This window comes from Massilia jejuensis, assembly GCF_042656795.1.
Lineage (GTDB): Bacteria > Pseudomonadota > Gammaproteobacteria > Burkholderiales > Burkholderiaceae_D > Telluria > Telluria jejuensis.
On sequence record NZ_JBHSMS010000023.1, the window covers coordinates 147,401 to 170,855 of the forward strand.

25 protein-coding genes and 1 tRNA gene are annotated in these 23,455 nt (G+C 66.7%); 22 read left to right on the forward strand and 4 right to left on the reverse strand.

The features are described 5' to 3' along the window. Window positions 1-63 precede the first annotated feature (63 nt). Window positions 64-140: transfer RNA gene (locus tag ACFPOU_RS06305), tRNA-Pro, on the reverse strand. Between the two features lie 101 nt (window positions 141-241). Further along, window positions 242-1,147 (reverse strand): 16S rRNA (cytidine(1402)-2'-O)-methyltransferase, encoded by a 906-nt coding sequence (gene rsmI / locus ACFPOU_RS06310; RefSeq protein WP_379718297.1) that lies wholly within the window; start codon window positions 1,145-1,147, stop codon window positions 242-244. A gap of 18 nt (window positions 1,148-1,165) precedes the next feature. On the opposite strand from rsmI, the gene ACFPOU_RS06315 reads away from it, so the two are divergent. The 6 genes from ACFPOU_RS06315 to ACFPOU_RS06340 all read left to right on the forward strand — a co-directional run bounded on the left by ACFPOU_RS06315 (window position 1,166) and on the right by ACFPOU_RS06340 (window position 5,511). Beyond that, the gene (locus ACFPOU_RS06315) at window positions 1,166-2,425 is read left to right on the forward strand and encodes a penicillin-binding protein activator (protein WP_379718299.1); all 1,260 of its coding nucleotides are present in this window, start codon (window positions 1,166-1,168) and stop codon (window positions 2,423-2,425) included. Between the two features lies 1 nt (window position 2,426). Continuing rightward, entirely contained in the window at window positions 2,427-2,786 is a 360-nt protein-coding gene (locus tag ACFPOU_RS06320; RefSeq protein ID WP_379718301.1) for a YraN family protein, read from the forward strand. A gap of 78 nt (window positions 2,787-2,864) precedes the next feature. Next, entirely contained in the window at window positions 2,865-3,461 is a 597-nt protein-coding gene (locus ACFPOU_RS06325; protein WP_379718303.1) for a phosphoheptose isomerase, read from the forward strand. Then, window positions 3,454-4,089, forward strand: a complete 636-nt coding sequence (locus ACFPOU_RS06330; RefSeq protein WP_379718305.1) for a BON domain-containing protein — start codon at window positions 3,454-3,456, stop codon at window positions 4,087-4,089. Before ACFPOU_RS06325 ends, ACFPOU_RS06330 begins: the two co-directional genes overlap by 8 nt. Before the next feature lie 35 nt (window positions 4,090-4,124). Further along, on the forward strand, window positions 4,125-4,640 hold the full coding sequence (locus ACFPOU_RS06335; RefSeq protein ID WP_379718307.1) for a peroxiredoxin family protein: 516 nt from the start codon (window positions 4,125-4,127) through the stop codon (window positions 4,638-4,640). Window positions 4,641-4,869: 229 nt separating this feature from the next. Continuing rightward, window positions 4,870-5,511, forward strand: coding sequence for a hypothetical protein (locus ACFPOU_RS06340; RefSeq protein WP_379718309.1), 642 nt, complete (start codon window positions 4,870-4,872; stop codon window positions 5,509-5,511). A gap of 11 nt (window positions 5,512-5,522) precedes the next feature. On the opposite strand, the gene ACFPOU_RS06345 is transcribed toward ACFPOU_RS06340, so the two are convergent. Together ACFPOU_RS06345 and ACFPOU_RS06350 are read right to left on the reverse strand one after the other, a co-directional pair. Continuing rightward, window positions 5,523-5,942, reverse strand: a complete 420-nt coding sequence (locus ACFPOU_RS06345) for a PaaI family thioesterase (protein WP_379718311.1) — start codon at window positions 5,940-5,942, stop codon at window positions 5,523-5,525. An 80-nt stretch (window positions 5,943-6,022) separates the two neighbouring features. Continuing rightward, window positions 6,023-8,017, reverse strand: a complete 1,995-nt coding sequence (locus tag ACFPOU_RS06350) for a helicase-related protein (protein WP_379718313.1) — start codon at window positions 8,015-8,017, stop codon at window positions 6,023-6,025. Window positions 8,018-8,272: 255 nt separating this feature from the next. On the opposite strand from ACFPOU_RS06350, the gene ACFPOU_RS06355 reads away from it, so the two are divergent. From ACFPOU_RS06355 to ACFPOU_RS06430, 16 genes are all read left to right on the forward strand, one after another. Continuing rightward, window positions 8,273-10,108 carry an ATP-binding protein gene (locus tag ACFPOU_RS06355; protein ID WP_379718315.1) on the forward strand — a complete coding sequence of 612 codons (1,836 nt, stop codon included), beginning with the start codon at window positions 8,273-8,275 and terminating at the stop codon, window positions 10,106-10,108. Continuing rightward, a complete protein-coding gene (locus tag ACFPOU_RS06360; RefSeq protein ID WP_379718317.1) occupies window positions 10,105-10,509 on the forward strand; it encodes a response regulator in 405 nt (134 codons plus the stop codon). The genes ACFPOU_RS06355 and ACFPOU_RS06360 overlap by 4 nt, the downstream gene beginning before the upstream one ends. Further along, window positions 10,499-12,016, forward strand: coding sequence for an HD domain-containing phosphohydrolase (locus ACFPOU_RS06365; RefSeq protein ID WP_379718319.1), 1,518 nt, complete (start codon window positions 10,499-10,501; stop codon window positions 12,014-12,016). The genes ACFPOU_RS06360 and ACFPOU_RS06365 overlap by 11 nt, the downstream gene beginning before the upstream one ends. After that, on the forward strand, window positions 12,017-14,041 hold the full coding sequence (locus ACFPOU_RS06370; RefSeq protein ID WP_379718321.1) for an ATPase, T2SS/T4P/T4SS family: 2,025 nt from the start codon (window positions 12,017-12,019) through the stop codon (window positions 14,039-14,041). It abuts the gene before it with no gap. A 9-nt stretch (window positions 14,042-14,050) separates the two neighbouring features. Further along, complete coding sequence (locus tag ACFPOU_RS06375; RefSeq protein WP_379718323.1) at window positions 14,051-15,178, forward strand: type II secretion system F family protein; 1,128 nt, start codon at window positions 14,051-14,053, stop codon at window positions 15,176-15,178. Window positions 15,179-15,295: 117 nt separating this feature from the next. Continuing rightward, entirely contained in the window at window positions 15,296-15,856 is a 561-nt protein-coding gene (locus ACFPOU_RS06380) for a prepilin-type N-terminal cleavage/methylation domain-containing protein (RefSeq protein ID WP_379718325.1), read from the forward strand. A gap of 17 nt (window positions 15,857-15,873) precedes the next feature. Next, window positions 15,874-16,458 (forward strand): GspH/FimT family pseudopilin, encoded by a 585-nt coding sequence (locus ACFPOU_RS06385; protein WP_379718327.1) that lies wholly within the window; start codon window positions 15,874-15,876, stop codon window positions 16,456-16,458. Next, a complete protein-coding gene (locus ACFPOU_RS06390; RefSeq protein ID WP_379718330.1) occupies window positions 16,455-16,883 on the forward strand; it encodes a type II secretion system protein in 429 nt (142 codons plus the stop codon). Before ACFPOU_RS06385 ends, ACFPOU_RS06390 begins: the two co-directional genes overlap by 4 nt. Before the next feature lie 2 nt (window positions 16,884-16,885). Next, window positions 16,886-17,347 (forward strand): prepilin-type N-terminal cleavage/methylation domain-containing protein, encoded by a 462-nt coding sequence (locus ACFPOU_RS06395; RefSeq protein ID WP_379718333.1) that lies wholly within the window; start codon window positions 16,886-16,888, stop codon window positions 17,345-17,347. Then, window positions 17,344-18,261 (forward strand): DNRLRE domain-containing protein, encoded by a 918-nt coding sequence (locus tag ACFPOU_RS06400; protein WP_379718336.1) that lies wholly within the window; start codon window positions 17,344-17,346, stop codon window positions 18,259-18,261. Before ACFPOU_RS06395 ends, ACFPOU_RS06400 begins: the two co-directional genes overlap by 4 nt. A gap of 11 nt (window positions 18,262-18,272) precedes the next feature. Then, on the forward strand, window positions 18,273-19,427 hold the full coding sequence (locus ACFPOU_RS06405; RefSeq protein WP_379718340.1) for a GGDEF domain-containing protein: 1,155 nt from the start codon (window positions 18,273-18,275) through the stop codon (window positions 19,425-19,427). Further along, window positions 19,424-20,527, forward strand: coding sequence for a pilus assembly protein PilM (gene pilM / locus ACFPOU_RS06410; protein ID WP_379718343.1), 1,104 nt, complete (start codon window positions 19,424-19,426; stop codon window positions 20,525-20,527). Before ACFPOU_RS06405 ends, pilM begins: the two co-directional genes overlap by 4 nt. Further along, complete coding sequence (locus ACFPOU_RS06415) at window positions 20,520-21,170, forward strand: hypothetical protein (RefSeq protein ID WP_379718346.1); 651 nt, start codon at window positions 20,520-20,522, stop codon at window positions 21,168-21,170. Before pilM ends, ACFPOU_RS06415 begins: the two co-directional genes overlap by 8 nt. Then, window positions 21,167-21,745, forward strand: coding sequence for a hypothetical protein (locus ACFPOU_RS06420; protein WP_379718349.1), 579 nt, complete (start codon window positions 21,167-21,169; stop codon window positions 21,743-21,745). Before ACFPOU_RS06415 ends, ACFPOU_RS06420 begins: the two co-directional genes overlap by 4 nt. Then, the gene (locus ACFPOU_RS06425; RefSeq protein ID WP_379718351.1) at window positions 21,742-22,071 is read left to right on the forward strand and encodes a hypothetical protein; all 330 of its coding nucleotides are present in this window, start codon (window positions 21,742-21,744) and stop codon (window positions 22,069-22,071) included. Before ACFPOU_RS06420 ends, ACFPOU_RS06425 begins: the two co-directional genes overlap by 4 nt. Continuing rightward, the gene (locus ACFPOU_RS06430) at window positions 22,068-23,408 is read left to right on the forward strand and encodes a type II secretion system protein GspD (RefSeq protein ID WP_379718354.1); all 1,341 of its coding nucleotides are present in this window, start codon (window positions 22,068-22,070) and stop codon (window positions 23,406-23,408) included. The genes ACFPOU_RS06425 and ACFPOU_RS06430 overlap by 4 nt, the downstream gene beginning before the upstream one ends. Window positions 23,409-23,455: the final 47 nt, after the last annotated feature.

Below are 23,455 nucleotides of genomic sequence, written 5' to 3' on the forward strand. Positions count from 1 at the left end.
CAGGATCGGCAACCGTCAACGAAAAAAGCCGACAGTTTTCACTGTCGGCTTTTCTCTACATGCTGGTCGGAGTACAAGGATTCGAACCTTGGACCCCCTGGTCCCAAACCAGGTGCGCTACCGGGCTGCGCTACACTCCGAAGACAGGCATCATAGCGCCTGGAGCGCCATCGGTCAAGGTCGGGTCTTCAAAAACCGCGCTTTTCATGTTGACCGGTGCGGGTTCACTCCGAAAGGGCGCTCACTCGCCCTTGATCTGCAAGGCCCGCTCGTACAAGGCATTCTTTTTTCTCCCCGTGATTTGCGCCGTCAAGTTCGCCGCCTGCTTGACGCTGCACTCGGCCAGCAAGATGTTCAGGATACGCTCGGCCTCGACGTCCTGCGCATCGGTCTCGACGCTCGCCCCTTCGACCAGCACCACGAATTCGCCGCGCTCGCGGTGTTGATCGGCCTTGACCCAGGCCAGCGCCTCGCCCAGCGGGCAGCGGTGGATTTCCTCGAACATCTTGGTGAGCTCGCGCGCGAACACGACCTGGCGCGTCGCCTCGAACACGGCCACCAGGGCTTCGACGCAATCGACGATCCGGTGCGGGGCCTCGTAGATGACGAGCGTGGCGGACTCGCGCGCCAGCGCCAGCAAGGCCGCTTCGCGTCCCTTGGCCTTGGCCGGCAGGAAGCCGACGAAGTTGAACCGGTCGTTGACCAGGCCGCTGCTCGACAGTGCCGTCACCGAGGCCGAGGCGCCCGGCAAGGGGATCACGCGCAGGCCGGCGGCGCGCACGGCGTCGACGATGCGCGCGCCGGGATCGGAGACGGCGGGCGTGCCGGCGTCCGACACCAAAGCGACACGTTCGCCGGCTTGCAGGCGCGCCACGAGCTTGTCGGCCGCTTCGCGCTCGTTGTGCTGATGCGCCGCCAGCATCGGTTTGTTCAAGCCGTAACGGGTGAGCAGCGCGCCGGTTTTACGCGTATCCTCACAGGCGATCACGTCGGCCAGCGCCAGCAGGTACAGCGCGCGCAGCGTAATGTCGGTGGCGTTTCCGATCGGGGTGGCCACCACGTACAATGTTGCTGTAGGATAAGACTGCTGAGCTGCCTCGGCCATGACGGGGAGCTGGGCGATATCGATGGACTGGTTGTCGGTCATGTTGAGGATAGGATGCGCATGAAAAGTCTGAAAAACGCCATTGCCGCGGCCGCGATCGGCCTGGTTGCAAGCTTGGCTGGCTGTGCCAGCACACCGATGCCGCCCGATCTGGGTTGCGGCGTACCGGGCGGATTGTGCGCGCCCCTGGAACCAAACACAAGTGCGCCTCCGGTCGAGCGGCTGCGTCCGCCTGCGGAACCGGCCGATTCGGAAACCCGCACTTCGCCGGTGGAACTGTATCCCGGCACCGGTACGCCCGGCGCGCAAGCCCTCCCTGCCGGCGCCGCGGCGCGCATCGCCCTGCTCCTGCCGCTGCAGTCGCCGGGGCTGGGCCAGGCGGCCGAAGCGGTGCGCGCCGGCTTTCTGGCCGGCCACGAGCGCGACCGCGCCGGCATCGAAGTCACCGTCATCGCGAGCGGCGACTCGCCCGAATCGACCCTGCAAGCCTATGCCGAGGCGGCGGCCGGGAACGACATCGTGGTCGGTCCGCTGGCGCGCTCGAGCGTGGCCGCGCTCATTGCCGGCAATGCGGTCACGAAACCGACGCTGGCCCTGAACCATCCGCAGCTGGATCGCCCGCTGCCGCCGCAATTGCTGGTGGTCGGCCTGTCGCTGGAAGAAGAAGCGCGCCAGGTGGCCGACTGGGCCGCGAAAGAACATCCCGGCGCACGCGCCCTCGTACTCGGCGGCAAAGCGGCCTGGCAGCAGCGCGCCGCCGGCGCCTTCAGCGGCCGCTGGACGCGCCTGGGTTACGAGCACGCCACCGTCGAGCTGCCGATGTTCGACGGCTATGTCGACGCCAATGCGCTGGCCGCGCTGCGTTCGCGCATGGACATCGAGCGCCCGCAACTGGTGTTTGCCGCGCTCGACGCCGGCGCCCTGCGCCAGGTCAGGAGCGCCCTCGGCACCTCCTTGCCGACCTATGCCATCTCGGCCGCCAATCCGGGCCGCGCACCGGGTCGGTCGGCGCCGGAACTCGATGGCGTGCGCCTGGTCGACCTGCCCTGGACCGTCCAGCCCGACCACCCGCAAGTGATGGTCTACCCGCGCCCGGTGGAGGCCGACTCGCTCGACATGCAGCGTTTGTATGCGCTCGGCATCGACGCCTTCCAGGTGGCGCGCACCCTGGCGCGCCAGCCGGACGCCGACTTCGAGCTCGATGGCGTCACCGGCCGCCTGTCGGTACGCCGCAAGAATGGCGCCTGGAGCCTGCAGCGCCTGGAGACGGCCGCCATCTACCGCGACGGCATCGGGTACGAGACGGTGGCCGGGAAATGAGATGGGCGCGGCCCATCTGTCCGGGAAGCAGGCGCAAGGGCGCGACTGGGAACAGGCGGCGCTGCGCTACCTGCGCCGCCACGGCCTGGTCCTGATCGAAGCCAATTTCACCTGCAAGGGCGGCGAGATCGACCTGGTCATGCGCGACGGCGAATCGCTCGTCTTCGTCGAGGTGCGCCAGCGCGCCGACCGCCGCCACGGCGGGGCCGCCGCCAGCATCACCCCCAGTAAAATCCGCAGGATCGTGCGGGCCGCCCAGGTCTACCTGCAACGCCTGCCGGCGCTGCCGCCCTGCCGCTTCGACGTCGTCGCCATCGATGGCGAGGAACTCGACTGGCTGCGCGACGCGATTCAGGTTTGACAACTGATCGCGCCGCTTGTAAGCATTGTTTACATCGCTTTGCCGCCCGCGCGCTCGACTGCACTATAATCTTCGGCTATGAATACTCAACGCATCCTCGCGCACTTCCAGGAGAGCGCCGACCTGAAACTGCAGTCGGCCGCGGCTCTGGCGCACCCCATTTCGCAGGCGATCGAACTGATGTTCGGTGCCCTGTCCAACGGCAACAAGATCCTGGCCTGCGGTAACGGCGGTTCGGCCGCCGACTGCCAGCATTTTGCGGCCGAACTGGTCGGGCGCTTCGAGCGCGAGCGCTTCCCGCTGCCCGCCATTGCGCTGACCACCGACACCTCGATCATGACGGCGGTCGGCAACGACTACAGTTTCCGCGAGATTTACTCGAAGCAGGTGCAAGCCTTCGGCCAGGCCGGCGACGTCTTGCTGGCGATTTCGACCTCGGGCAATTCGGCCAACGTGCTGGCCGCCGTCGAAGCCGCGCTCGAGCGCGAGATGCGCGTGGTCGCCCTCACCGGCAAGGATGGCGGCGCGCTGGCCAAGCTCTTGACCGATGCCGACGTCCACATCAACGTGCCGCACAGCCGTACCGCGCGCATCCAGGAAGTGCATCTGGTCGCCATTCACTGCATCTGCGACGGCATCGACGTCGCGCTTTTCGGAGGAGACGAGAATGAATAAACCCGGCCTGAACCGCCCCCTGGCCAAGGCCGCCCTGTGCGTCGCCCTGCTCGCCGCGCTGCAGGGCTGCGTGCCGCTGGTCATCGGCGGCGCCGCCATGAGCGCGGCCGCCACCATGGACCGCCGCACGCTGGGCGCGCAGACCGAGGACAAGTCGATCACCGTCAAGGCCGAGGTGCAGGTACCGAAGCTGGTCGGCAGCGCCGGCCACGTCAACATCGCCAGCTACAACCGCAAGGTGCTCTTGACCGGCGAAGTGCGCGACGAAGCCATGAAGAGCGCCGTCGAGCGCGAAGTGCGCCGCATCGAGAACGTCGCCGACGTCATCAACGAACTCGTCATCGCCGGTCCGTCGAGCTACACCTCGCGCTCCTCGGATGCCATCATCACCGGCAACGTCAAGGGCAGCCTGATCGAAATGAAGACGATCTCGGCCACCTCGTTCAAGGTCGTCACCGAGCGCGGCACCGTCTACCTGATGGGACGCGTGACCCAGCGCGAAGGCGATCTGGCGGCGAACATCGCGAAAAGCGTCTCCGGCGTCCAGCGCGTCGTCAAGATCTTCGAATACCTGACCGAAGAAGAACTGCGCACGCAGTTCCCCAAGACTTCCTCGGTCGCCCTGTAATCCTGGCGGGGTTCCCGCCTTTTTTCGTCCGCGCCATGACTGCTCGACACCGTTCCTGGATCAAACCCGCCGCCATCGGCGCCGTCGTGCTGGCGCTGGCGGGCGCCGCGTACACGTTCATGGCGAAGGGGGAAAAGGCGCCCGACGTCACCTTCATCAGCATTGCCGGCGACAAGATCAGCACCGCCAATTTGCGCGGCAAGGTGGTGATGGTCAATTTTTGGGCCACCTCCTGCACCACCTGCGTGAAGGAAATGCCGGCCATGGTCGACACCTACAACAAGTTCAAGGGCCAGGGCCTGGAATTCGTTGCCGTCGCCATGCAGTACGACCCGCCGAACTACGTGCTGAACTTCACCGAGACGCGCAAGCTCCCCTTCATCGTGGCCCTCGACGCCGGCGGCGACATCGCCAAATCCTTCGGCGACGTCACCCTGACCCCGACCACTTTCGTGATCGGCAAGGACGGCACCATCCTCAAGCGCTATGTCGGCGAACCCGATTTCACGCAGGTGCACGCCCTGCTGCAAAAGGCGCTGGCCGCCGGCTGACGCCGCTGGCGCCACCGGCCTGCCCCGCTCGGCTGGAGCGGCGCCAACCGCGGATACCTGCCGTGCTCGCCTTGCCGCGATGCCCTTCTGTCATTACACTGGATCGTATGCATGGCGCTGCAAATGCTACAGCACGCCTGACTTAGCGCAAAAGCGCGACGCCGCGACGGACCAAGCTTGATGCATTCGCTGGCGATGGGCCGGCAGCCATGCGCGCAAAGGAGATGCAATGGGTTATGTTTTCCGCCGGATAGCCATGTTCGCCGCGCTGCTCGCGCTGGCCGCCTGCGCCGGACCGCGGCCGAAGGCGCTCGCCGTGCTGCACTACCAGCACGTCGCCAATGCGCACGAAATCCGTTTTACCAACCCGATCCCGCTGTCGGCGGCCCTGTACCGGGTCGGCTACCTGTCGCCGGTCGACTCGCAGGGCTTCTGGGCAATCTTTGTGCTGTGTAATATCGACGTCACCGACCGTGCCCGGCGCGGCTTTCACTACAACGTCAATCAATTTCGCGTCAGCTACGAAGGTCGCGAGTTCGGCGGCCTGCCGCCTTACTCGCTGCGCTACCAGGGCCAGGTCGACCTGAACAACGCCGGCGACACCCTGCCCATCCTCGACGCGATCGCCGCCGAAATCCAGGAAGGACCGTCGGAACAGATTTTCCACAGTGGCTTCTATCCCGACCTGAATTACCGCTTCGCCGTCTTCGTACCGAAAACGCTCGACCACTATGCGGGCGAGCAGTTGACGCTGACCTACAAGGGCCAGCCGGCGATCCTGGTCGGCAACGGCAAACCGCCTTCCGACTTGCCGGCCGTCGGCGGCAGCGCCGGCGGCGTGGCGGCGGCGTGCGTGCCGCCACCGCCGTGACAGGCGCGATTCTATTTCGGGTACAGGATCATCTGGGTACAGCGAAACAGGGCAATCGTCTTGCCGTTCGACTTGTCCGTCACCTTCACGTCCCACACCTGGGTCGTGCGCCCCATGTGCACGACGCTCGCCACGGCCAGGATCGTTCCTTCGCGCGCGGTGCCGACATGGTTCGACTTGAGCTCGATGGTCGTGAAATTCTGCGCCCCTTCGGGCAGGTTGGCGATGCAGGCGTAGCCGGCGGCGGTGTCGGCCAGGGTCACCACGCTGCCGGCATGCAGGTAGCCGTTCGGCGCCAGCAAATGCGGCTTGATCGGCAATTGCGCCGTCATGCTCTGGTGGCCGATCTCGAGGACTTCGATGCCGAGGTAGCCGGGCAGCGTGCCGATGCCGCGCTGGTTGAAACTCTCCAAGGTGTGCTGGGTGGTCATGGTCGATGCTCCAGTGGCGAATCCGCCATCGTACACCGCGGCCGGGCAGGACGCAGGCTGGCCGCCGCGCCTGCGCCGGATCACGCGCGGCGCTTGTGCCTGGCCGGCTTGCCGGCCGTCGTCGCGTGGCGCTTGCGCGTGGCCGCATTCTGCTGCTGCAAGAGCGCGTCGACCCGCTCCGACGCCTCGCGCGCCAGTTGCTGGGCTTCCTCGATGCTGGGGAAAAATTCCGGTGCGCGGTAACCGAGCCAGGCATAGGCCGAATACAGGCGGCAGGTGTCTTCCACTTCCTGCAAATTCTTCCAGAACAGGCCTTCGGGATGAGGCGTCAGGCGCGCGACTTTCTTTTTCGCCAGCGACAAGGCCCAGTGTTCCCAGGCGCTTTGCAGCATCGGCACCCGGCTCGAGATCGGCACCAGGGAGAGCATGAACTTGTCGGCCACCGACAGGTCCAGGGTGTCGAGCCATTCGGCGCGTTCGTTCTGGTCTTCGGTGATGCGCGGATAGAAGAAGCCGTCGGGGACATCGATGTTGTGGACGAAACGGCGCAGCAGTTTCACCAGCGAGGTCTCGCCGGTGACCGAGGAGATGCGGTGCAGCTGCTCGAGGGAAGGGGCGACGGCAAAGCCGCTGGCCGGCACCGGCGGGATTTTCTCCTTCATCAGGGCGCGCATGACTTCGTGGGTGTCGTCGTCATAGCCGGCGACGAAACCCTCTTCGTGCACGCCGAAGCGCCCGGCGCGCCCGGCGATCTGTTTCGCCAGCGCCGCCGATATCTCTTCTTCCTCGACCCCGTTGTATTTCACGGCGGTCGTCATCACGATGCGCGCGATCGGCATGTTCAGCCCCATGGCCAGCGCGTCGGTGCCGACCACGATGTCGGCCTGCCCCTCCCGGAACCGCCCGGCCTGGGCGCGCCGCACTTCCGGCGACAGGTTGCCGTAGACGGTGGCGACCGACAGGCCCTTGTCGGTGATCATGTCGCGCCACATCAGCACTTCACGGCGCGAGAAAGCGATGACGGCATCGCCCCGGCGCAGGTTCGACAGCTTGCGCACCGGCGCCGCTTCCATCGCCAGCGGCGCCATGCGTTTCAGGACGTGCACCTCGAGCGGCACTTCCAGGCGTTCGGCCAAGGCCTCGATCGCGCGCCTTGCTTCGGGCGCGCCGACCAGGTAGACGACCGAGGCGGGCGCGCCGCAGACGGCGGCGGTCCAGGCGGCGCCGCGGTCGCGGTCGGCCAGCATCTGGATCTCGTCGATCACGGCCACCTCGATCGGCGTTTTACTGTCGAGCATTTCGACGGTACTGGCCACGTGCGTGCCGCCTGCGGCGATGCGCCGTTCCTCGCCCGTGATCAGGCTTACCTTCAAGGGCGCGCCGTGCGGACGCGCTGCCTGCAGGCGTTCGTAATTTTCCAGCGCCAGCAGGCGCAAGGGAGCCAGGTAGGCGCCGCTGGCCGCTTTCGCCAGCGCGTCCATCGCGCGGTGGGTCTTGCCGGAATTGGTCGGCCCCAGGAGGGCGATGAATCTACGCTGCATGCGGCTGGCGACCTCGAACGACTCCGGGTATTCGGCCAGGTTGATGCTTTCCTTGGTGCGCGCGGCGTGGCGCTCTTCCTGCTCGCGCTCGATCGCGTGGTCGACCCGCTGGCGAATGCGCTCGAATACGTACTCGGCCGGTTCCGACGTTTCCAGCTCGTCGAGCACGCCGAGGAAAAGGCGCGGGTCGAAGCCGGCGTCGTCGGCCTGCTCGGCGATGTCGCGCACGAATTCCTCGGTGTCGAGCTGGAGTTCGGCCAGCGCCTTGTCGCCGGTGCGTTCCTCGATCAGCGCGCGGCGTGCCGCCAGTTCCATCTTGCGCCATTTGCTCGGCTTGGCAAGGACGCCGCGCGCGGGCACCAGCGCATAGGGCACGCGCAGGCCATGGTAGGTGACTTCGCCTGAAAAGCGCAGGAACACCCGCCCTTCCATTTTCACCAGTTCGATGCCGCGCGCGGCCAGGCCGAGTTCGCGTTCGAGGAAATCGTCATCGCCCTGGTCGTGGTCGGAGGCGTCGTTGCGTGAATGGCTCATGTGTCGTCAGGATGATGTCTGGTTGCTATCACTATAGCGCGGATGATGCGAACGTCCTGTTCCGCAATGCGGCGGCGGGGCGACGTTCGACCCTGCGATCGGCCGGATATGTGTCCCGGCATCGACAAAAATTTGACCGGAGCGGTCGCCGCAGCAGAATGTTATTTTCCTTAAAGAAATTTTCAACTATAGTTTGCGCTTCCGCTCCACTTACCGTCGACCTGCGCCCGAGCGCCTGCAAGGACCGCCCCAACCATGAAAAACAACCGGATCGGCCTGATTCTCGTCGTGTCCTCACTGGCGGTGATCGCACTGGTCGTCGCATTGCTGCTGCAGCGCCAGCAGACCGGGCACGCAGAACAGGTGCGCGTCCAGGGACTGGGCATGGTGCGCTCGCTGGCGGCGCTGCCGTTGTCGGTGCTGGTGCCGGCCAAGGGCGCGCCCGGCGTGCTCGATTCGATCCTGGCCTACCGCGACAATCCCGATTTCGCCTATGCCGCCGTCAGCGCGGACAATGGCCGCAACCTGGCCGAAGTGGCCAGCGCCGGCGCCCTGGTGCCGCCGCCGGCGCCGCTGGCCCTGACCGGCTTTGCCGAACGCGCGCTGCCGGCTGGCCAGAACGGACGCGCGATCCGCGAATTCCACGGCCCGCTGGCCAGCGCCGACGAGAAAATGCAAGTGCGCATCGGTTACTTCGAACCGCGCACGCCTTTCGCCATCAAGGACCTGCCCTTCTATGCGCTGATCGCGCTGGCCATGTTCCTGCTGGTGCCGCTGATCTACCTCGTGATCAAGCGCGAGATGGCGCCGCTGGCCGCGCTCGGCGAGCAGCTGCGCACGGTGGCCGCCAGCCAGGCCGGCGCCGGCCAGGCATTGACGCTCGCGCCGGCCGCCGAGGCCGACGCCGACGTGCGCGGCCTGGCCCGCAAGCTGAATCGCTACCTCGACCAGGCCAGCGCCCGCATCCGCGAACTGGAGCAGGAAAGCGTGGCCAGCATGGCCAGCGGGCGCCTGCTCGAATACGGCAGCAACAAGATGCAGGCGGTGCTGCAGTGCCTGCCCGACGGTCTGCTGGTGCTCGACCCGGCCGGCGAAGTGACGTTTGCAACCGGAAAAATCGAACCGCTGCTGGGCGTATCGGTGGCCGAGGTGCTGTCGCAGCCGGTCGAGGCCTGGTGCCGCGATCCCGAACTGCGCGCGATGCTGGCGCGCTTCCGGAGCGCCGGCCTGGACACGCGCAGCCAGATGACGATCGAATTCAATCCGGCCGGCGTGCCCGACAAGCGCCTGTGGGCCACGGCCCAGGCGCTCTTGGGACACGCGATGGCCTACGGCACCCTGGTCGTGCTGCGCGACGCCACCCGCGAACACCTGGCGCGCCAGGCCGGCAACGATTTCGTGGCCCACGTGGCGCACGAACTGAAGTCGCCGCTGAACGCGATCGGCATGTACGGCGAGATGCTGGCCGATGCCGGCGTCGACGATCCGGCGGTGCGGGTCGAGGCGATCAACGTGATCCAGGACGAAGTCGAGCGCATGAATTCGCTGGTCAACAACCTGCTCAACGTCAGCAAGCTGGAGATGGGCAGCATGCGTCCCGAGCGCCATCGGGTCAAACTCGACGACCTGCTGCGCGATGCCTGGCAGCAGGCGCGTGGGCGTGCCGAAGCGAAGGGCATTCGCCTGGAGCTGCAGGTGGCGCGCGAGCTGGCCGCCGTCTCGGTCGACAAGGACCTGTTCCGCATCGCCGTGAACAACCTGCTCAACAACGCCATCAAGTACAACCAGTCCGGCGGCACGGTCGTGCTGGCCGCCGATGAAAGCGACGCCGATGTCGTCATCGCCGTGCGCGACAGCGGCATCGGCATGACGCCGGAAGACCGCGAGCGCGTGACCGAGAAATTCTTCCGCGTGCGCGAAACCGGCACCGAACAGCGCGGCGGCCACGGCCTCGGGCTGTACCTGACCAACCAGATCGTCGAGCTGCACCATGGCCGCCTGACGATCGACAGCGAACTCGGACACGGCAGCGTGTTCTCGATCCACCTGAAAAAGATGCCGGCCCTGGTCGAAGGAGGCCAAGTCCTATGAACAAACGTACCATCCTGCTCGTCGACGACGAGCCGCACGTGATCCGCGTACTGCGCCTGATGCTCGAACGCGAGGGCTACGAGGTCGTCAGCGCCAACGATGGCGGCGAAGCGCTCGAGCGGATGCGCGCGCGCCGCCCCGACGTGATGGTCAGCGACATCCAGATGGCCGGCATGGACGGGCGCGAACTGTGCCGCACCACGCGCGCGCGCTATCCCGATGACCGCTTCCCGATCTTCGTGATGACCTCGATGACGGCCTCGGGCGAGCGCGAATGGGTGCGCGAGCTGCCCAATGTCGACTTTCTCGAAAAGCCGCTCAGCCCCCGCCAATTGATTGCGCGCCTGGCGACGCATTTCGCACATGCCGCCACCCGGCAGGAGAACATCCATGCAGCCTGAAGTCCTGAACGAGCTCGATTACACCCGCTACGCACGCTGGCTGCGCCGCACCACCGGCGTCGAGCACGATTTCGCGGTCTGCGCCGCGGCCGGCGCGCCGCTCTGGTCGGCACGGGCCGACAGCGACATCGGGGACTGGATCGCCGCCCAAGTTGCAAGCGGCTTCGCCTGGCCCTGCGTCGGCGACGGCATGCAGCGCCACGATGCGGACGGCGTCACGCTGCTCTACCTGCCTGTCAACGGCAAGCACGGCCTGCTCGGGTTTCTGGCGGTGCGGGTCGCGCCCCTGCCGGACGCACCGGTGGCCTGGGACGCGCTGGCCGAAACGCTGGAAGACATCGGCGCCGGCATTGCCGACGAGGTCGCGTCCAGGCGCGAACTCGACAACATGGCGCTGGAACTGTCCGAGCGCTACGAGGAACTGCACCTGGTGTATGCGATCGACAAGCAGGTCCAGCAACTGGAACCGGGAGCCGACCTGTTCCAGCGCCTGCTGCAAAGCTGGGCCGAACACATGGAGGCCGACGTTGCCGCTTTCGTGAAACCGGGCGAAAACCTGTGCGTGCACGCGACGAACCTGTCGGCGCCGATCCACAACCTCGACCTGGTGCTGGTCGAGATGCGCGGCGACCTCTATCGCTTCACGCACTCGGCGCGCGCGCCGATCGTCATCAACGACGTCACCGACCCGCGCCGCGCCTACATCTTTACCGACCTCCCCTTCAAACTGCTGTGCTGTCCGGTGATCCACGACCGCAGCGTGGTGGCGATCCTGGTACTGGCCAACCACCTGGCCAAGCCGGATTTCTCGAACAGCGACCGCAAGCTCGGCGAATTGCTGGCCAACCAGCTCTCCGGCCTGTCGAAGATGTACGGCATGCTGGCGGAAACGCAGAAGTTCAACGACCAGATGGCCAACGCCCTGATCGAGGCGGTCGAAGCGAAGGACCCGTACACGCGCGGCCATTCGGAGCGCGTGCATCACATCACGATGCAGATCGGCGCGGCCATGAACCTGGGCCCGCGCGACACCGAAGACCTGTTCTGGGGCTCGCTCCTGCACGACGTGGGCAAGATCGGCATTCCCGACGCGGTGCTGTGCAAGCCGGGCCGCCTGACGGCCGACGAGTTCACCTTCATCAAAGTGCACCCGGAGCGCAGCTACGAGATCCTGCGCCACATCGACCGCTTGAAGGGCGCGGTGCCGGGCGCGCGCCACCACCAGGAAAAATACGACGGCACCGGTTACCCGCACGGCTTGAAGGGCAACGACATTCCACTGCACGCGCGCATCATCGCGGTGGCCGACACCTACGATTCGATCACCAGCTCGCGCGCCTACCGCGCCGGGCGCAGCCATGAAGTGGCGATGGCGGAAATCGCCCGCGTGGCCGGCAGCCAGCTGGACCCGAGCATCATCAAGGTGTTCGAGGAAATCTGCGCCGGCGAGCCTGAATGGATCGCGCGTTTCAATATCGCGCGCGACATGGCGAAGGCTGCCGCATAAATGAGCGAAGCAGTGACCCGCAGCCGCATCGGCTCGATGACCTACCTGGCGCCGTCGATGGCGCTGGTGGCCGCCGAGGCCATCGATGCGCTGGAAAGCGCGATCGCCGAATGCATCGCCCAGCACCAGGTCAGCATCGTGCTCGACCTGGGCAAGGTGGCGCTGTTGTCGGGGCGCGCGCTGGAACTGATGACGCGCGCGGCGAGCCGCCTCGGCGCGCTGGGCGGCTGGCTGAAGCTGGCCTATCCGAGCCCGCTGCTGCTCGACATCCTGACGGTAACCGGCGTGGCCGACCAGGTGGCGCTGTACGACGCGCCCCAGGCGCAGGCGAAACCGGCGCGCAAGGCCGGCCAGCTGAAACTGGGCGACATCCTGGTCGAACGCGGCATCGTCACCGCGGCCCAGGTGGCGGAAGCGGCGCGCCTGCAAGAGCAGACCGGCAAGCGCATGGGTTTCATCATGGCCGAAAAGAAGTGGCTGTCGGAGTCGGCGCTGTTTCAGGCGCTGGCCGAGCAGCTCGACCTGCCTTTCGTGAGCCTGCGCGCCGGCCTGTACGACCCGGTCGCCGTGTCGATGCTCGAGCGCGACGTGGCCAAACGCCTGAACGTGATTCCGCTGTTCGTGGTCGAGAACACGCTGACGGTCGCCACGGGCGAACCGCAGGCGGTACACAGCATCGACGAGATCCGCGCCCGTACCGGCTGCCGCATCCGCGTGGCGATGGCGCCGCCGGCCGACATCAACCGCGTGCGCGACGATGCCTACGGCGGCACGATGCCGGACTTCATCCACAGCGAGGCCGACGACCTCGAGCTGGTGGAAAACCAGATCCCGGACGACTACACGCAGATCGACCAGATGGCCGGCGCCAGCCCGGTGATCAACATGGTCAATGCGGTGATCCAGCGCGCCATCCACGACAACGCCAGCGACATCCACATCGAGATCTCGCGCAACAAATCGCGCATCCGGCTCAGGATCGACGGCATCCTGTACGAAGTCATGTCGCCGCGCGTGGAACTGCATCCGGCGATCGTCTCGCGCCTGAAGGTGATGGCGCACCTCGACATCGCCGAACGCCGCTTGCCGCAGGACGGGCGCATCCAGGTCATGACGCAAGGGCGCACGGTCGACCTGCGCTTTTCGTCCCTGCCCGGCATTTACGGCGAAAAAGTGGTGCTGCGCGTGCTCGACAAGAACCAGTCGATCCTCGACGTCGACAAACTCGGCATGAACGGCGGCGCCGTCGACACCTTCAAACGCCTGCTCGGACGCAGCCACGGACTCATTCTCGTCACGGGGCCGACCGGCAGCGGCAAGACCACCAGCCTGTACGCGGCGATCAACTACCTGAAAAGCATCGAAAAAAACATCGTCACGATCGAGGATCCGGTCGAGTACCAGCTCGACATCATCAACCAGAACCAGGTCAACGATGCGATCGGGCTCACCTTCCCGAAAATCCTGAAACACGTGCTGCGCCAGGACCCGGACATCATCATGGTGGGCGAGGTGCGCGACCGCCAGACCGCCGAGATCGCGGTGCAGGCCGCGCTCACCGGGCACCTGGTGCTCACCACCTTGCACACCAACGACACGCTCGGCGCGGTGGCGCGCCTGGTCGAGATGGGGGTCGAGCCCTACCTGTTGTCGTCGGCCCTGATCGGGGTGATGGCGCAGCGCCTGGTGCGCCGCATCTGCCCGGCCTGCAAGACGAGCTACCTGGTGCCGCCGAACGCGGCCGCCGCCTACGGCTACAAGGGGGAAGGCAACCTCAAGCTTTTAAAAGGGCGCGGCTGCCCGTCGTGCTACGACTCCGGCTACAAGGGACGGCTCGGCATCTACGAACTGCTCGAAGTGGGACCGGACCTGCAGCGCATGATCGTGGCCAACACCGGCAAGGACGTGATGGCCCAGCACGTCGCGGCCAGCGGTCACCGCGATCTCTATGCCGACGGAATGGAGCGCGCCTTCGGCGGCGATACCACGCCCGAGGAAATCGCGCGCGTCGTGCACTCGCTATAAGGAATCGGCATGGCACTCGAATGGGATGACGCACCGGCGGCAGCGCCCGCCGCCAAGGCCGCGGCCGCACGCAAGCCGGCCTGGAACCTGACGGCCGAGGCGCGCATCGGCAGCGCCGACCGCATGCTGTTTACCGAACGCCTGACCTTGCTGCTCGAAACCGGCGTGCCCCTGCACGACGCGCTCAACGTGCTGCACGAGCAGGCCGGCAAGCCACGCCTGAAAACCATCATCGGCGAAGTGGCGAACGACATCGTCGGCGGCCAGCGCTTTTCCGAAGCCCTGGCGCGTCACCCGGACCTGTTCCCGCCGACCTACATCAACCTGATCGGCGCCAGCGAGGAAGGCGGTTTCCTGCCCGCGGTGCTGGAACAGCTGGTCGACATGGACGAGAAGCAGGAACGGCTGCGCAGCACGATCGTCTCGGCCCTGTCGTATCCGGGTTTCCTGATCGTGTTCTCGGTCCTGGTGGTGGTGTTCATCCTGGTGACCGTGTTCCCGAAATTTTCGGTGATGTTCGCGGCGATCTACGACGACCTGCCGGTCACGACCAAGGTCTTCATCTTCGCCAGCGACGTGCTGACCAGGCATGGCGCGGTATTCGGCATCGGCCTGCTGGCGCTGGCGGCAGGCGCCCTGCTGGCGCTGCGCCGTCCGGAGGCGCGCGAGGCGCTGGACCGGCTCAAGCTGCGCCTGCCCTTCGTCAAGGACATCTTCATCAAGATTTATTTGACGCGCCTGATGCGCGTGATGGGGATATCGCTCGAGCGCGGCGTGACGATTCTCGCCACGCTGGGCGCGTGCCGCAACGTCATTCCGAACGCCGAATTCCAGCGCTTCATCGGCGAACTCGAAGTGCAAGTGACCGAAGGGCGCGGGATTGCCGCGGGCTTTCGCGACAGCCCCTTGATCCCGGTCAGCGTCAAGCAGATGATCGATACCGGCGAGCAGACCGGCACCCTCGGCCGCGTCATGGGCCGGGTTGCCGATTTCTACGAACGCGACCTGACGCGCCAGTTGAATTCCCTGGCGAAAATGGCCGAACCGGTGATGCTGCTGGTGATGGGCATTCTGGTTGGGACGATCGTTACTTCGATCATCCTGCCGATTTTCAAGATGTCACGGGCGGCGCATTAAAAAACCACAATCTTGGCAATTTAATGTTTGCGGGCAATAATTCATTCCAGCCTTCATGTTAATCTCTGTTCTTCCCCCTAACCGTAAACCAATCGCAGCCACTTACCTAAAATGACGATGACTTCCACTTTGCGCAACCATGCTGCCCGCGGCTTCACGCTGATCGAACTCTTGATCGTGGTTATCATTATTGCCATCCTGGCTGCGATTGCGATTCCACAGTTTTCCAGTTCGTCGAGCGATGCGCAGGAAGCGGCACTCGATACCAATCTGGGCACGGTACGCTCGGCGATTGAATTGTATCGTGTGCAACACAAGAATAATTATCCGTCGAAGACGCCTTCTTCCGGCGGTCTGAGCGCCAGCTGCACGGCCGCGGGCGGCGTGCTCGGCACCGGGGCAAAGGACGTGGAACAGGCATTCGTCGATCAACTGACGGCTTACTCGAACGCCGACGGTGCTACCTGCACCCGTCCGCATCCCGATTTCCCGTTCGGTCCCTACCTGCGCGAGATTCCGAAGGATTCGATCAAGAATGTCAGTACGGTCGTCATGGATGCCGCCGCCGGCACCCCTACCGTGGAAACGGGCGGTTGGGTGTTCAGCAATGTCATCGGCAAGTTTTACATGAACAGCAAAGCCGTCGGTCGCGACGGCCGCGCCTACCACCTGCATTAATCGACGCCACGCCCGACATGGCTGGCAGGGGCGTTCCCGGGCGGCACCAGGCCGGGCTGACACTTGCGGAAATGCTGACGGTGGTCGCCGTGCTCGCTGTCACGGCGGCGATCGCGATTCCCCGGGCCGACCCGCAAGCGGTCATCGCCGCCGACGCGGTCGCCGCCGAGATTGCACGGGCGGTGCGTTTCGCCCGGCAAGAGGCCATCCGCAGCGGCAGTTACCAGAAAATCAGCGTTGATCCTGGCAGCCAGACCATGCGGATCGTGCGGCCAACCTCCTCCAGCGACCTCGCGACCGGCCATCCGGTGGACAAGCGCCCTTACGTGATCAGGTTTCAGGAAAACAGCATGCCGCATGTGACGATCGTCAGTTCGGTTTTCAATTACGAAGGCGGGGCGAGCACCAATTATGCCGTCTTCGGTCCGGATGGCGCGCCAGTGTACCCCATGCCTGCCAAGCTGGCCACACAAGCCCCAGGCATGGTGCTCGGCGCCAGCGACGCCGAGCAGCTCAAGGAAGAAGGCAAAGTCACGATTCGCCACGGCGATGTGGAGCGCGTGGTGCGGGTGGCGCCGCGCACCGGCCGGGTGACGTTTTGAACGGCCGCCGCCAACATGGCTTCTCCTACGCCGAGATCATGGTCGCCGTCGTGCTGCTCGCCGTCTGCGCCGTGCCGATGGCAGACGCGATCAGCAATGGCTTGCTGGCGGCGGACGTGGGCGTGGCGAAAGCACGGGAATTGCGTTGCATGAAAAATACGATGGAAACCATCCTGGCGCAGCCGCACCAGACGCTGTGGGGCGCCGCCCTGAAGGACCGCGCCGCAAGCTACGTCCTGCCGGCGGACGCCGCGTGCGCGGACGTCGTGCGCAAGCTCACCATCTCGCTGTACGAGCACGAAGCGAACAAGGCGCCGGTTTTTCTGCCCACCGGGACGGCCCTGGAGCGGGCCAGGTCCGCCATGCTGCACGTCGCCCTCAGCACGAACACCGGGTATGGGTTCACGACCCTGGTCTCCCGGTGAGCATGGCCGGCCACAGCCACGCACGCGGCTTGAGCCTGGTAGAGCTGCTGCTCGGCCTGGCCATCGGCGCGCTCGTGATGGCGCCGCTGGTGGCGATGCTGCGCAGCGCATCGGCTGCCGCCCCCGTCGCGGGCGCGCGCATCGCACTCGAGCGCGATGCCGATTTCGCCCTGGAACGGATCGCCGCGCGCATCCGTCTCACGGCGCCGTCGACCGCCCTGATCGACAAGCCGAGCGAGGAATGGCTCAAGCCCGCCGTCTACAGCGTCAGCGCCGGCGTGCTGGTCGAACAGATCGGCAAGAAAACGTCGCCCCTCGCCGAGGGGGTCACGGCCTTCGGCATGACGGTGGCCGCGGCCGACAGCGAGCAGCCGCTGGTTACGGTCAGCCTCAGCCTGGGCCTGCCGGACGGCGGCCCGAACACGACCGCCAGCGCCACCGTACGCATGGGAAGCGCGCGATGAGCCGGGGCCGCCAACAGGGGATCTTGCTGCTGCCGGTGACGCTGACGCTGGCCGTCATCGGCGCGCTGGCCTACGCAATGACCCGTGACGGCAGCATGAACGTCGCCGCCATCGACGCCCAGTACGATGCCGACGTGGCGCGCTACCTCGCTGCCAGCGGTGTGCAGCTGGCCAAATGGCGCACCGCGAAAGACAAGTGCAACAACGGCGCCCAAGCCAACTTCGGCACGCTTGCGCTCCCCGGCGGAACCGTCGTCGTCAACACGACCTCGTGGTCGAACGGCAGTCTGACCGTCGGTCTGACCGCCACCACCACCGGAGCGGGCGCCGGCGCCGTGCATGCGTCGACGCGCAAGGTGCGGGTCCACAACCTGGGCGACCCGAAGCAGAAAATCCTGATGGGAGACGGCGACGACGACATCACGATCATGCGCACCGGTCCAAGGGGACTGGCGAGCGCCGAAACACTCGAAGCGACCGACGGCACGGCGCACCCGCTGGTGTATTTCGCGCTGCCGGGAGAATTCGACAAGGCCTTGATCGTCCAGGCCGACCTGAAACTGACCAAGCAATGGTCGAACTCGACCCAGACCAACCGTTCCCTCGGCATCCACCGCATCACCACCGACTGGGCCTCCCACAACGTTACCTGGAGCACGCCGTGGACCGCGCCGGGCGGCGACTACGTGGCGGCGGCGGCGGCCAGCATGACCATCGACCCGAACGCGCCGACCCAGTTCAACGGGGTCTACACGGCCTCGATCGCCGTGCTGGTCGAGCAATGGGCGGCCGGGACGGTAAGAAACTATGGCCTCTTGCTCAAGCCGACGCATCTGGTCAACACGACATTCACCAGTTTCGACGGTTCCAGCAAGCCTGAACTCGACGTGGGTTATTACCTGCCCTGCAGTTAACCGCAAATGCCATGAAAACAACCGCCTCCCTCTTCAGCGCACTGTCCAGCGTCTGGTCCTGCCTCGATTTCGGTGCCTCCGAACTGCGCGACTACGCCACGCCCGTGATCACGCATGAAACCCGGCGCGGCGTCGCCCTGCTCAGCCTTGTCGCGCTGCTGTTCCTGATCCTGGCCACCGCCATGTCGGCCGTGTTCGAACTCGGCACCGCCTACACGTACACCTATTCGGTGCTGTGCGCGCTGGCGCTGCACGTCTACCTGTCGAGCGCGAAGATCGCGCAGCTGCGCGCCCTGTACCTGCTGGCGATGCTGCTGCTGGTCGTGTGCGCCTCTTCGTTGGTGCTGCTGGCGCACCGCTCGGGCCACCTGCACGCGATGCTGCTCCTGAGCGTGGCGGTGTTGATCATGCTGGTACCGGTCGTGCCCTGGGGCTTGCGCGAGGCGGCGGCCACCACCGGCGCCATCTACCTCATGTTTACCGCCTCGACCTACCTGGCGCGCGTTCGCTTCGCCGCGCTCGACCTGTGGGTGCTGCAATGCCTGATGCTGGTGGCGGCCGTGATCTCGCTGGCGCTGGTGGCGCGCGCGCTGGGCCTGCGCAAGCACGACCTGACGATGCGCTTTCACCTGGAGCGTGCCCAGCGCGAGCTGACCGACTTGGTCAACCGCGACCACCTCACCGGCGCCTGGAACCGGCGCCACATCGAGCGCGACTTCGACCGCGTGGCCGCCCATCACCGCGAGGCGGGCGTCGCCTGCTGGTTCGGCCTGTTCGACATCGATCGCTTCAAATCGATCAACGACACCTTCGGCCATGGCTGCGGCGACGAAGTGCTGCGCGCGGTGCAGGCGGCGTTTGCCCACTTGCCGGGTGACGTCGAATACCTGGCGCGCCTGGGCGGCGACGAGTTCGCGCTGCTGATGTGCGGCAGCGAGGTGCCGGCGCGCGTCGAGCAGGCGCTGGCCTCGATCTCGGCGCGCATGGCCGCTCCCCTGCCCGGCGCCGTCACGCCCAGCGTCAGCCTGGGCCTGGTGCGCCTGCCCTGCGACGGCGGCTTGCACTTCGACGCGGCCTATAAACTGGCCGACGAATTGCTGTACGAGGCCAAGCATGCGGGCGGCAACGCGATCCGCACCAACGTGGCGGAAAAGGCGGCGGCATGAAGTCCTGGCTTGCCGCGCTGGCCCGACGCGGCGCTGCGGCGCCGGCGCCGATCGGCGTCGATTTCGCCGCCCAGCGCCTGAACATGCTGCAGACCGCCCCTTCCGCCCATGGCCTGGTGGTGCGCGCGGCGCTGTCGCTGCCTTACCCGTTCGAGCGTGCCCAGTTGCTGGCGGACCCGCGCCGCCTGAAACAATTCGTGCGCGAGGCCCTGGGCGCGGCGCCATTTGCCGGGCGCCGCGTGGTGTCGGTGCTGGCGCCGAGCGAAGTGCGGATCCTGCCGCTGACGGTGCACGTGCCCTCGGGCCAGAGCGAGCCGCAGGCGGTGGCCAGGGCCGTGCGCGAGCAGCTGGGCGCGGCGGCCGCCGACTCGGTGGTCGACTACTACCAGGTGCGCAGCGTCGAGGCGACCGGCCCGGAAAAGCAGGTGCTGGCAGCGGTGGCGGCGTCCACGGGCGTGCTGGCCTACCTGGAGACGCTGCGCGGCGCGGGGCTCGAGCCGGTCGCGCTCGACATCGGCCCGGCAGCGATCGCGCGCCTGCTGGCGGCGATGCAGGACGATTTCGACCAGTCGGTCCTGTTGATCAATTTCGGCGCCAGCAAAAGCTTTCTGACCGTGATCTGGGGCCGGCGCCTGATGCTCGACCGCGAGATCGATTTCGGCGAGATGCAGCTGGTCGACCGGCTCTCGCGCGCGCTCGGCCTGTCCACCGACGTCGCGCTGGCGCTGCTGCGCGAGCACGGCATCGGCACGCCGGCCGGCGCGCCGCACGGGACCGGCGGCGCGCCCGACATCGGACGCACCGTGCGCGAGATCCTGTACCAGGAATTCGCGGCACTGGCCGAGGAACTGGTGCGCACGCAAGTGTATGTCGCCTCGCGCACGCGCGGCAGCGCGATCAGCCGCGTGTACCTGAACGGCAGCGTGGCGCGCTACCGCCACATCCAGGAGCGGGTCGAGGAACTGGTGCGGCTGCCGGTCGAACTGCTCGCCCCCTTGAAAGCCTTCCGCGGCGCGCCCCTGTCGAGCCCGGTCGGCAGCGACATCCACGGCATCGCCCTGGCGGCCGGCCTGGCATTGCGAGGAGAAGTCCGTGGCTGATATCGACATGATCCCGCGCAGCTACCGCGAGGGGCTGCACATGCGGCGCACCGTGACCCGGTACGGCCTTGCCCTCGGCCTGTTGCTGGTGCTCGGCGGGACCGCCGGCGCGCTCCTGCGCTGGCGCCTGGCGCTGGAAACCCCGCGCCTCGAGCAGGCCCGCTCGGCGTCGGCGCAGGCGAGCGCGATGCGCACCCAGCTGGTCGCCGCGCAAGCGCGCAAGGATGGCTTGCGCGAGAGCGTCGCGGCCCTGGGCGCCCTGCGCGGCGCCGGCGAAGTCGGCGCGCTGGCCGCCAGCGTCAACGGCACGCTCGACGGCAAGGTCTGGTTCGCTCAGCTGCGTTTTTCGCGCACCCAGGAATTGCTGCAGGCGCCACCGTCCGCGCCGCTGCCGGCCGGCGTCGTCCAGATCCGCAATCCGCAAACCGCGGCGGTGCAAGCCTGGCGCCTCGGCAGCCAGGTCGAGATTGGCGCCCAGGCCCTCGATCATGGCGCGATGACCGGTTTTCTGGCGGCGCTCGCTGCCGACCCGCTGCTGGCCAATGTACGCTTTCTCAACAGCAGCACGGCGGCGGCGGAAGATGGCGGCGCGGTCAGCTTCAACCTCGCCGCTTCGCTGGTAAAACGGGAGGAACAGCCATGAACGCCGCCCTGATCCGCAAGGCCGCCGCGCTGCCGCCGCGCCAGCTGCACCTGCTGGGCGCCGGGCTGCTCCTGATCGTCGCCGCCGGCCTCTGGTTCTATGCGCTGCGGGCGCCGCTGGCGGCGCTGCGCGCGGTGCGCGCCGAACAGGCGCAGCTGGCCCTGGCCGGAAACGACCCACGCCTGCTGGCCGCGCAGCTGGCCGTGCTCGATACCGACGTCGAGGTGCTCGTCAAACGGCTGGGCGCGGTGTCTGCGCACACGGCGGCGCAACCGGCGGTGCAGCCGCTGGTGCGCCTGATCGGCGAGCTCGGCGCGCTGGCGCAGGCCAGGAACGTGACCCTGCACGGGGTCACGCCGGTGCCCGAGGAAACCGTCGTGTCCTTTAGCCAGACCGGTTTCGACGCCGACGCCAGCGGCTCGTATGCCAGCCTGCTGGCCTGGATGGGCGCGATCGAAGGCGCCCAGCCCAATCTGGCCATCGTCAGCTTCGACATGCGCGCGGGCGACAAGCCGGGCCAGGTCGCCATGAAGATCCGTGTCGCGGCCTTGCAGCCGCAGGGGAACCAGCCATGAAACACCTTGCAACGACGCTGCTGGCGCTGGCGCCGCTACTGGCCGCCGCGCAGGGGCCGCAGTTGCGCGATCCGTTCGCGCGCCCCACCCTGCCGCCGCGCGCCGTCGCCGACGAAACGCAGATGCAAACGCCGCCGCTGCTGCCGCAACTGCGCGCCCTCATGGTCACGCCGGGACGCGCGCTGGCAAACATCAATGGCCAGATCCTCGCCGTCGGCGAGTGGTTCGGTGACTATCAACTAATCAAGGTGGAAGAACGCGGCGTCACGCTCAGCAAGCGTGGCGTACGCAGCGTTCTGGTACTCGACGAGGCAAGCCGCAAATGAAGCAGAACGTGTTGAACCTGGCCCTGGCAGGGTCCTTGCTGGCGACGGCCTGCGGCGCGGCGGCAGGCCCCCAGGCCGCGCAGCCGGCCACCGCGGTGTCCTCGAGCGCCGCGTCCGCACCGGGCGTGTCCACCTCCTTCGTGTTTCGCGACACGCCGATCGCCGAGCTGTTCGAAATGATCTCGCGCCACGAACGGGTCAACATCATGCTCGGCAAGGGCGTCACAGGCAACGTGGCCGTGAGCCTGTACGACATCACGCCGCGCCAGGCCATTTATGCCATCGCGGAAGCGGGCGGCTACCAGGTACTCAAGCGCGAGAACGGCTATGTGATCGTCAACCCGGCGCAGGCGGCAACGAGCGAGATGCCAGCCATCGGCCAGATGGAAGTGCGGGCTTTGAAAGTGCTGTATTCGGAGCCGCAGCTGGTGGCCGACATCCTGGCCAAGCATGTCGGCCGCGGCGGCAAGGTGACGGTGCTGCCGGCGCGCCGGATGGTGGTGGTCGAGGATACGCCGGAAGGCATGCAGCGCATCGTGGTCCTGCTGCGCGAGATCGACACCCAGCCGCAGCAGATCATGATCGAAGCAAAGATCCTCGAGATCACGCTCGACGAGACCGAGAATTTCGGCATCGAGTGGAATAAGGTGTTCAGCGGCGAGGGCGCCAGTGCCAACCGCATCGGCACGAGCGGGCTGGTCGCGCGCGGGGCGCCGGGCCTGGTCTTCAACCTGGTCAACCAGAACGTCGACCTCTACCTGAACGCCCTGAGCAACAAGGGACGGGTGCGCACGCTGGCCACGCCCAAGCTGCTGACGCTGGAAAACCAGGAAGCGAGCACGAACATCGGCGACAAGCTGGGCTACCGGGTGACGACGACGATCAACAACGTCACCAGCGAGACCATCCAGTTCCTCGAGACCGGCGTGATCCTGCGCGTGACGCCGTCGGTCGACACCGATGGCCGCATCGCGCTACGCGTGCGCCCGGAAGTGAGTTCGGGTTCCCTGCTGGGCGGCATCCCGTCGAAGAAGACGACCGAAGTCAATACCCAGCTGGTGGCGGAAAACGGCCAGTCGATCCTGATCGGCGGCTTGATCAAGGCCAGCACCGGCCAGCGCCGTACCGGCGTGCCGCTGCTGGCCGACGTGCCCGGCCTCGGCAAACTGTTTTCAAACACCGAGGAAACCGGCAGTTCGACCGAAACCATCGTCCTGATCACGCCGCGCATCGTGCCGACGCGGCCGGTGGGCGGCGATGCCCAGACGGTCGAGCGGGTCGAGCGTGCGCAAGGGGAATTCGACCGCAAGTTCAAGGCGCCGGCGAGCCTGGAATAAGCACCGTCGCGCTCCATGCAAACGGCCTGTTCGCAGGCCGTTTGCAT

Excerpts from the sequence above, each read along its gene's own strand:
- rsmI (WP_379718297.1), bottom strand. The coding sequence starts at position 1,147 with ATGACCGACAACCAGTCCATCGATATCGCCCAGCTCCCCGTCATGGCC.
- ACFPOU_RS06315 (WP_379718299.1), top strand. The coding sequence starts at position 1,166 with ATGAAAAGTCTGAAAAACGCCATTGCCGCGGCCGCGATCGGCCTGGTT.
- ACFPOU_RS06320 (WP_379718301.1), top strand. The coding sequence starts at position 2,427 with ATGGGCGCGGCCCATCTGTCCGGGAAGCAGGCGCAAGGGCGCGACTGG.
- ACFPOU_RS06325 (WP_379718303.1), top strand. The coding sequence starts at position 2,865 with ATGAATACTCAACGCATCCTCGCGCACTTCCAGGAGAGCGCCGACCTG.
- ACFPOU_RS06330 (WP_379718305.1), top strand. The coding sequence starts at position 3,454 with ATGAATAAACCCGGCCTGAACCGCCCCCTGGCCAAGGCCGCCCTGTGC.
- ACFPOU_RS06335 (WP_379718307.1), top strand. The coding sequence starts at position 4,125 with ATGACTGCTCGACACCGTTCCTGGATCAAACCCGCCGCCATCGGCGCC.
- ACFPOU_RS06340 (WP_379718309.1), top strand. The coding sequence starts at position 4,870 with ATGGGTTATGTTTTCCGCCGGATAGCCATGTTCGCCGCGCTGCTCGCG.
- ACFPOU_RS06345 (WP_379718311.1), bottom strand. The coding sequence starts at position 5,942 with ATGACCACCCAGCACACCTTGGAGAGTTTCAACCAGCGCGGCATCGGC.
- ACFPOU_RS06350 (WP_379718313.1), bottom strand. The coding sequence starts at position 8,017 with ATGAGCCATTCACGCAACGACGCCTCCGACCACGACCAGGGCGATGAC.
- ACFPOU_RS06355 (WP_379718315.1), top strand. The coding sequence starts at position 8,273 with ATGAAAAACAACCGGATCGGCCTGATTCTCGTCGTGTCCTCACTGGCG.
- ACFPOU_RS06360 (WP_379718317.1), top strand. The coding sequence starts at position 10,105 with ATGAACAAACGTACCATCCTGCTCGTCGACGACGAGCCGCACGTGATC.
- ACFPOU_RS06365 (WP_379718319.1), top strand. The coding sequence starts at position 10,499 with ATGCAGCCTGAAGTCCTGAACGAGCTCGATTACACCCGCTACGCACGC.
- ACFPOU_RS06370 (WP_379718321.1), top strand. The coding sequence starts at position 12,017 with ATGAGCGAAGCAGTGACCCGCAGCCGCATCGGCTCGATGACCTACCTG.
- ACFPOU_RS06375 (WP_379718323.1), top strand. The coding sequence starts at position 14,051 with ATGGCACTCGAATGGGATGACGCACCGGCGGCAGCGCCCGCCGCCAAG.
- ACFPOU_RS06380 (WP_379718325.1), top strand. The coding sequence starts at position 15,296 with ATGACTTCCACTTTGCGCAACCATGCTGCCCGCGGCTTCACGCTGATC.
- ACFPOU_RS06385 (WP_379718327.1), top strand. The coding sequence starts at position 15,874 with ATGGCTGGCAGGGGCGTTCCCGGGCGGCACCAGGCCGGGCTGACACTT.
- ACFPOU_RS06395 (WP_379718333.1), top strand. The coding sequence starts at position 16,886 with ATGGCCGGCCACAGCCACGCACGCGGCTTGAGCCTGGTAGAGCTGCTG.
- ACFPOU_RS06400 (WP_379718336.1), top strand. The coding sequence starts at position 17,344 with ATGAGCCGGGGCCGCCAACAGGGGATCTTGCTGCTGCCGGTGACGCTG.
- ACFPOU_RS06405 (WP_379718340.1), top strand. The coding sequence starts at position 18,273 with ATGAAAACAACCGCCTCCCTCTTCAGCGCACTGTCCAGCGTCTGGTCC.
- pilM (WP_379718343.1), top strand. The coding sequence starts at position 19,424 with ATGAAGTCCTGGCTTGCCGCGCTGGCCCGACGCGGCGCTGCGGCGCCG.
- ACFPOU_RS06420 (WP_379718349.1), top strand. The coding sequence starts at position 21,167 with ATGAACGCCGCCCTGATCCGCAAGGCCGCCGCGCTGCCGCCGCGCCAG.
- ACFPOU_RS06425 (WP_379718351.1), top strand. The coding sequence starts at position 21,742 with ATGAAACACCTTGCAACGACGCTGCTGGCGCTGGCGCCGCTACTGGCC.
- ACFPOU_RS06430 (WP_379718354.1), top strand. The coding sequence starts at position 22,068 with ATGAAGCAGAACGTGTTGAACCTGGCCCTGGCAGGGTCCTTGCTGGCG.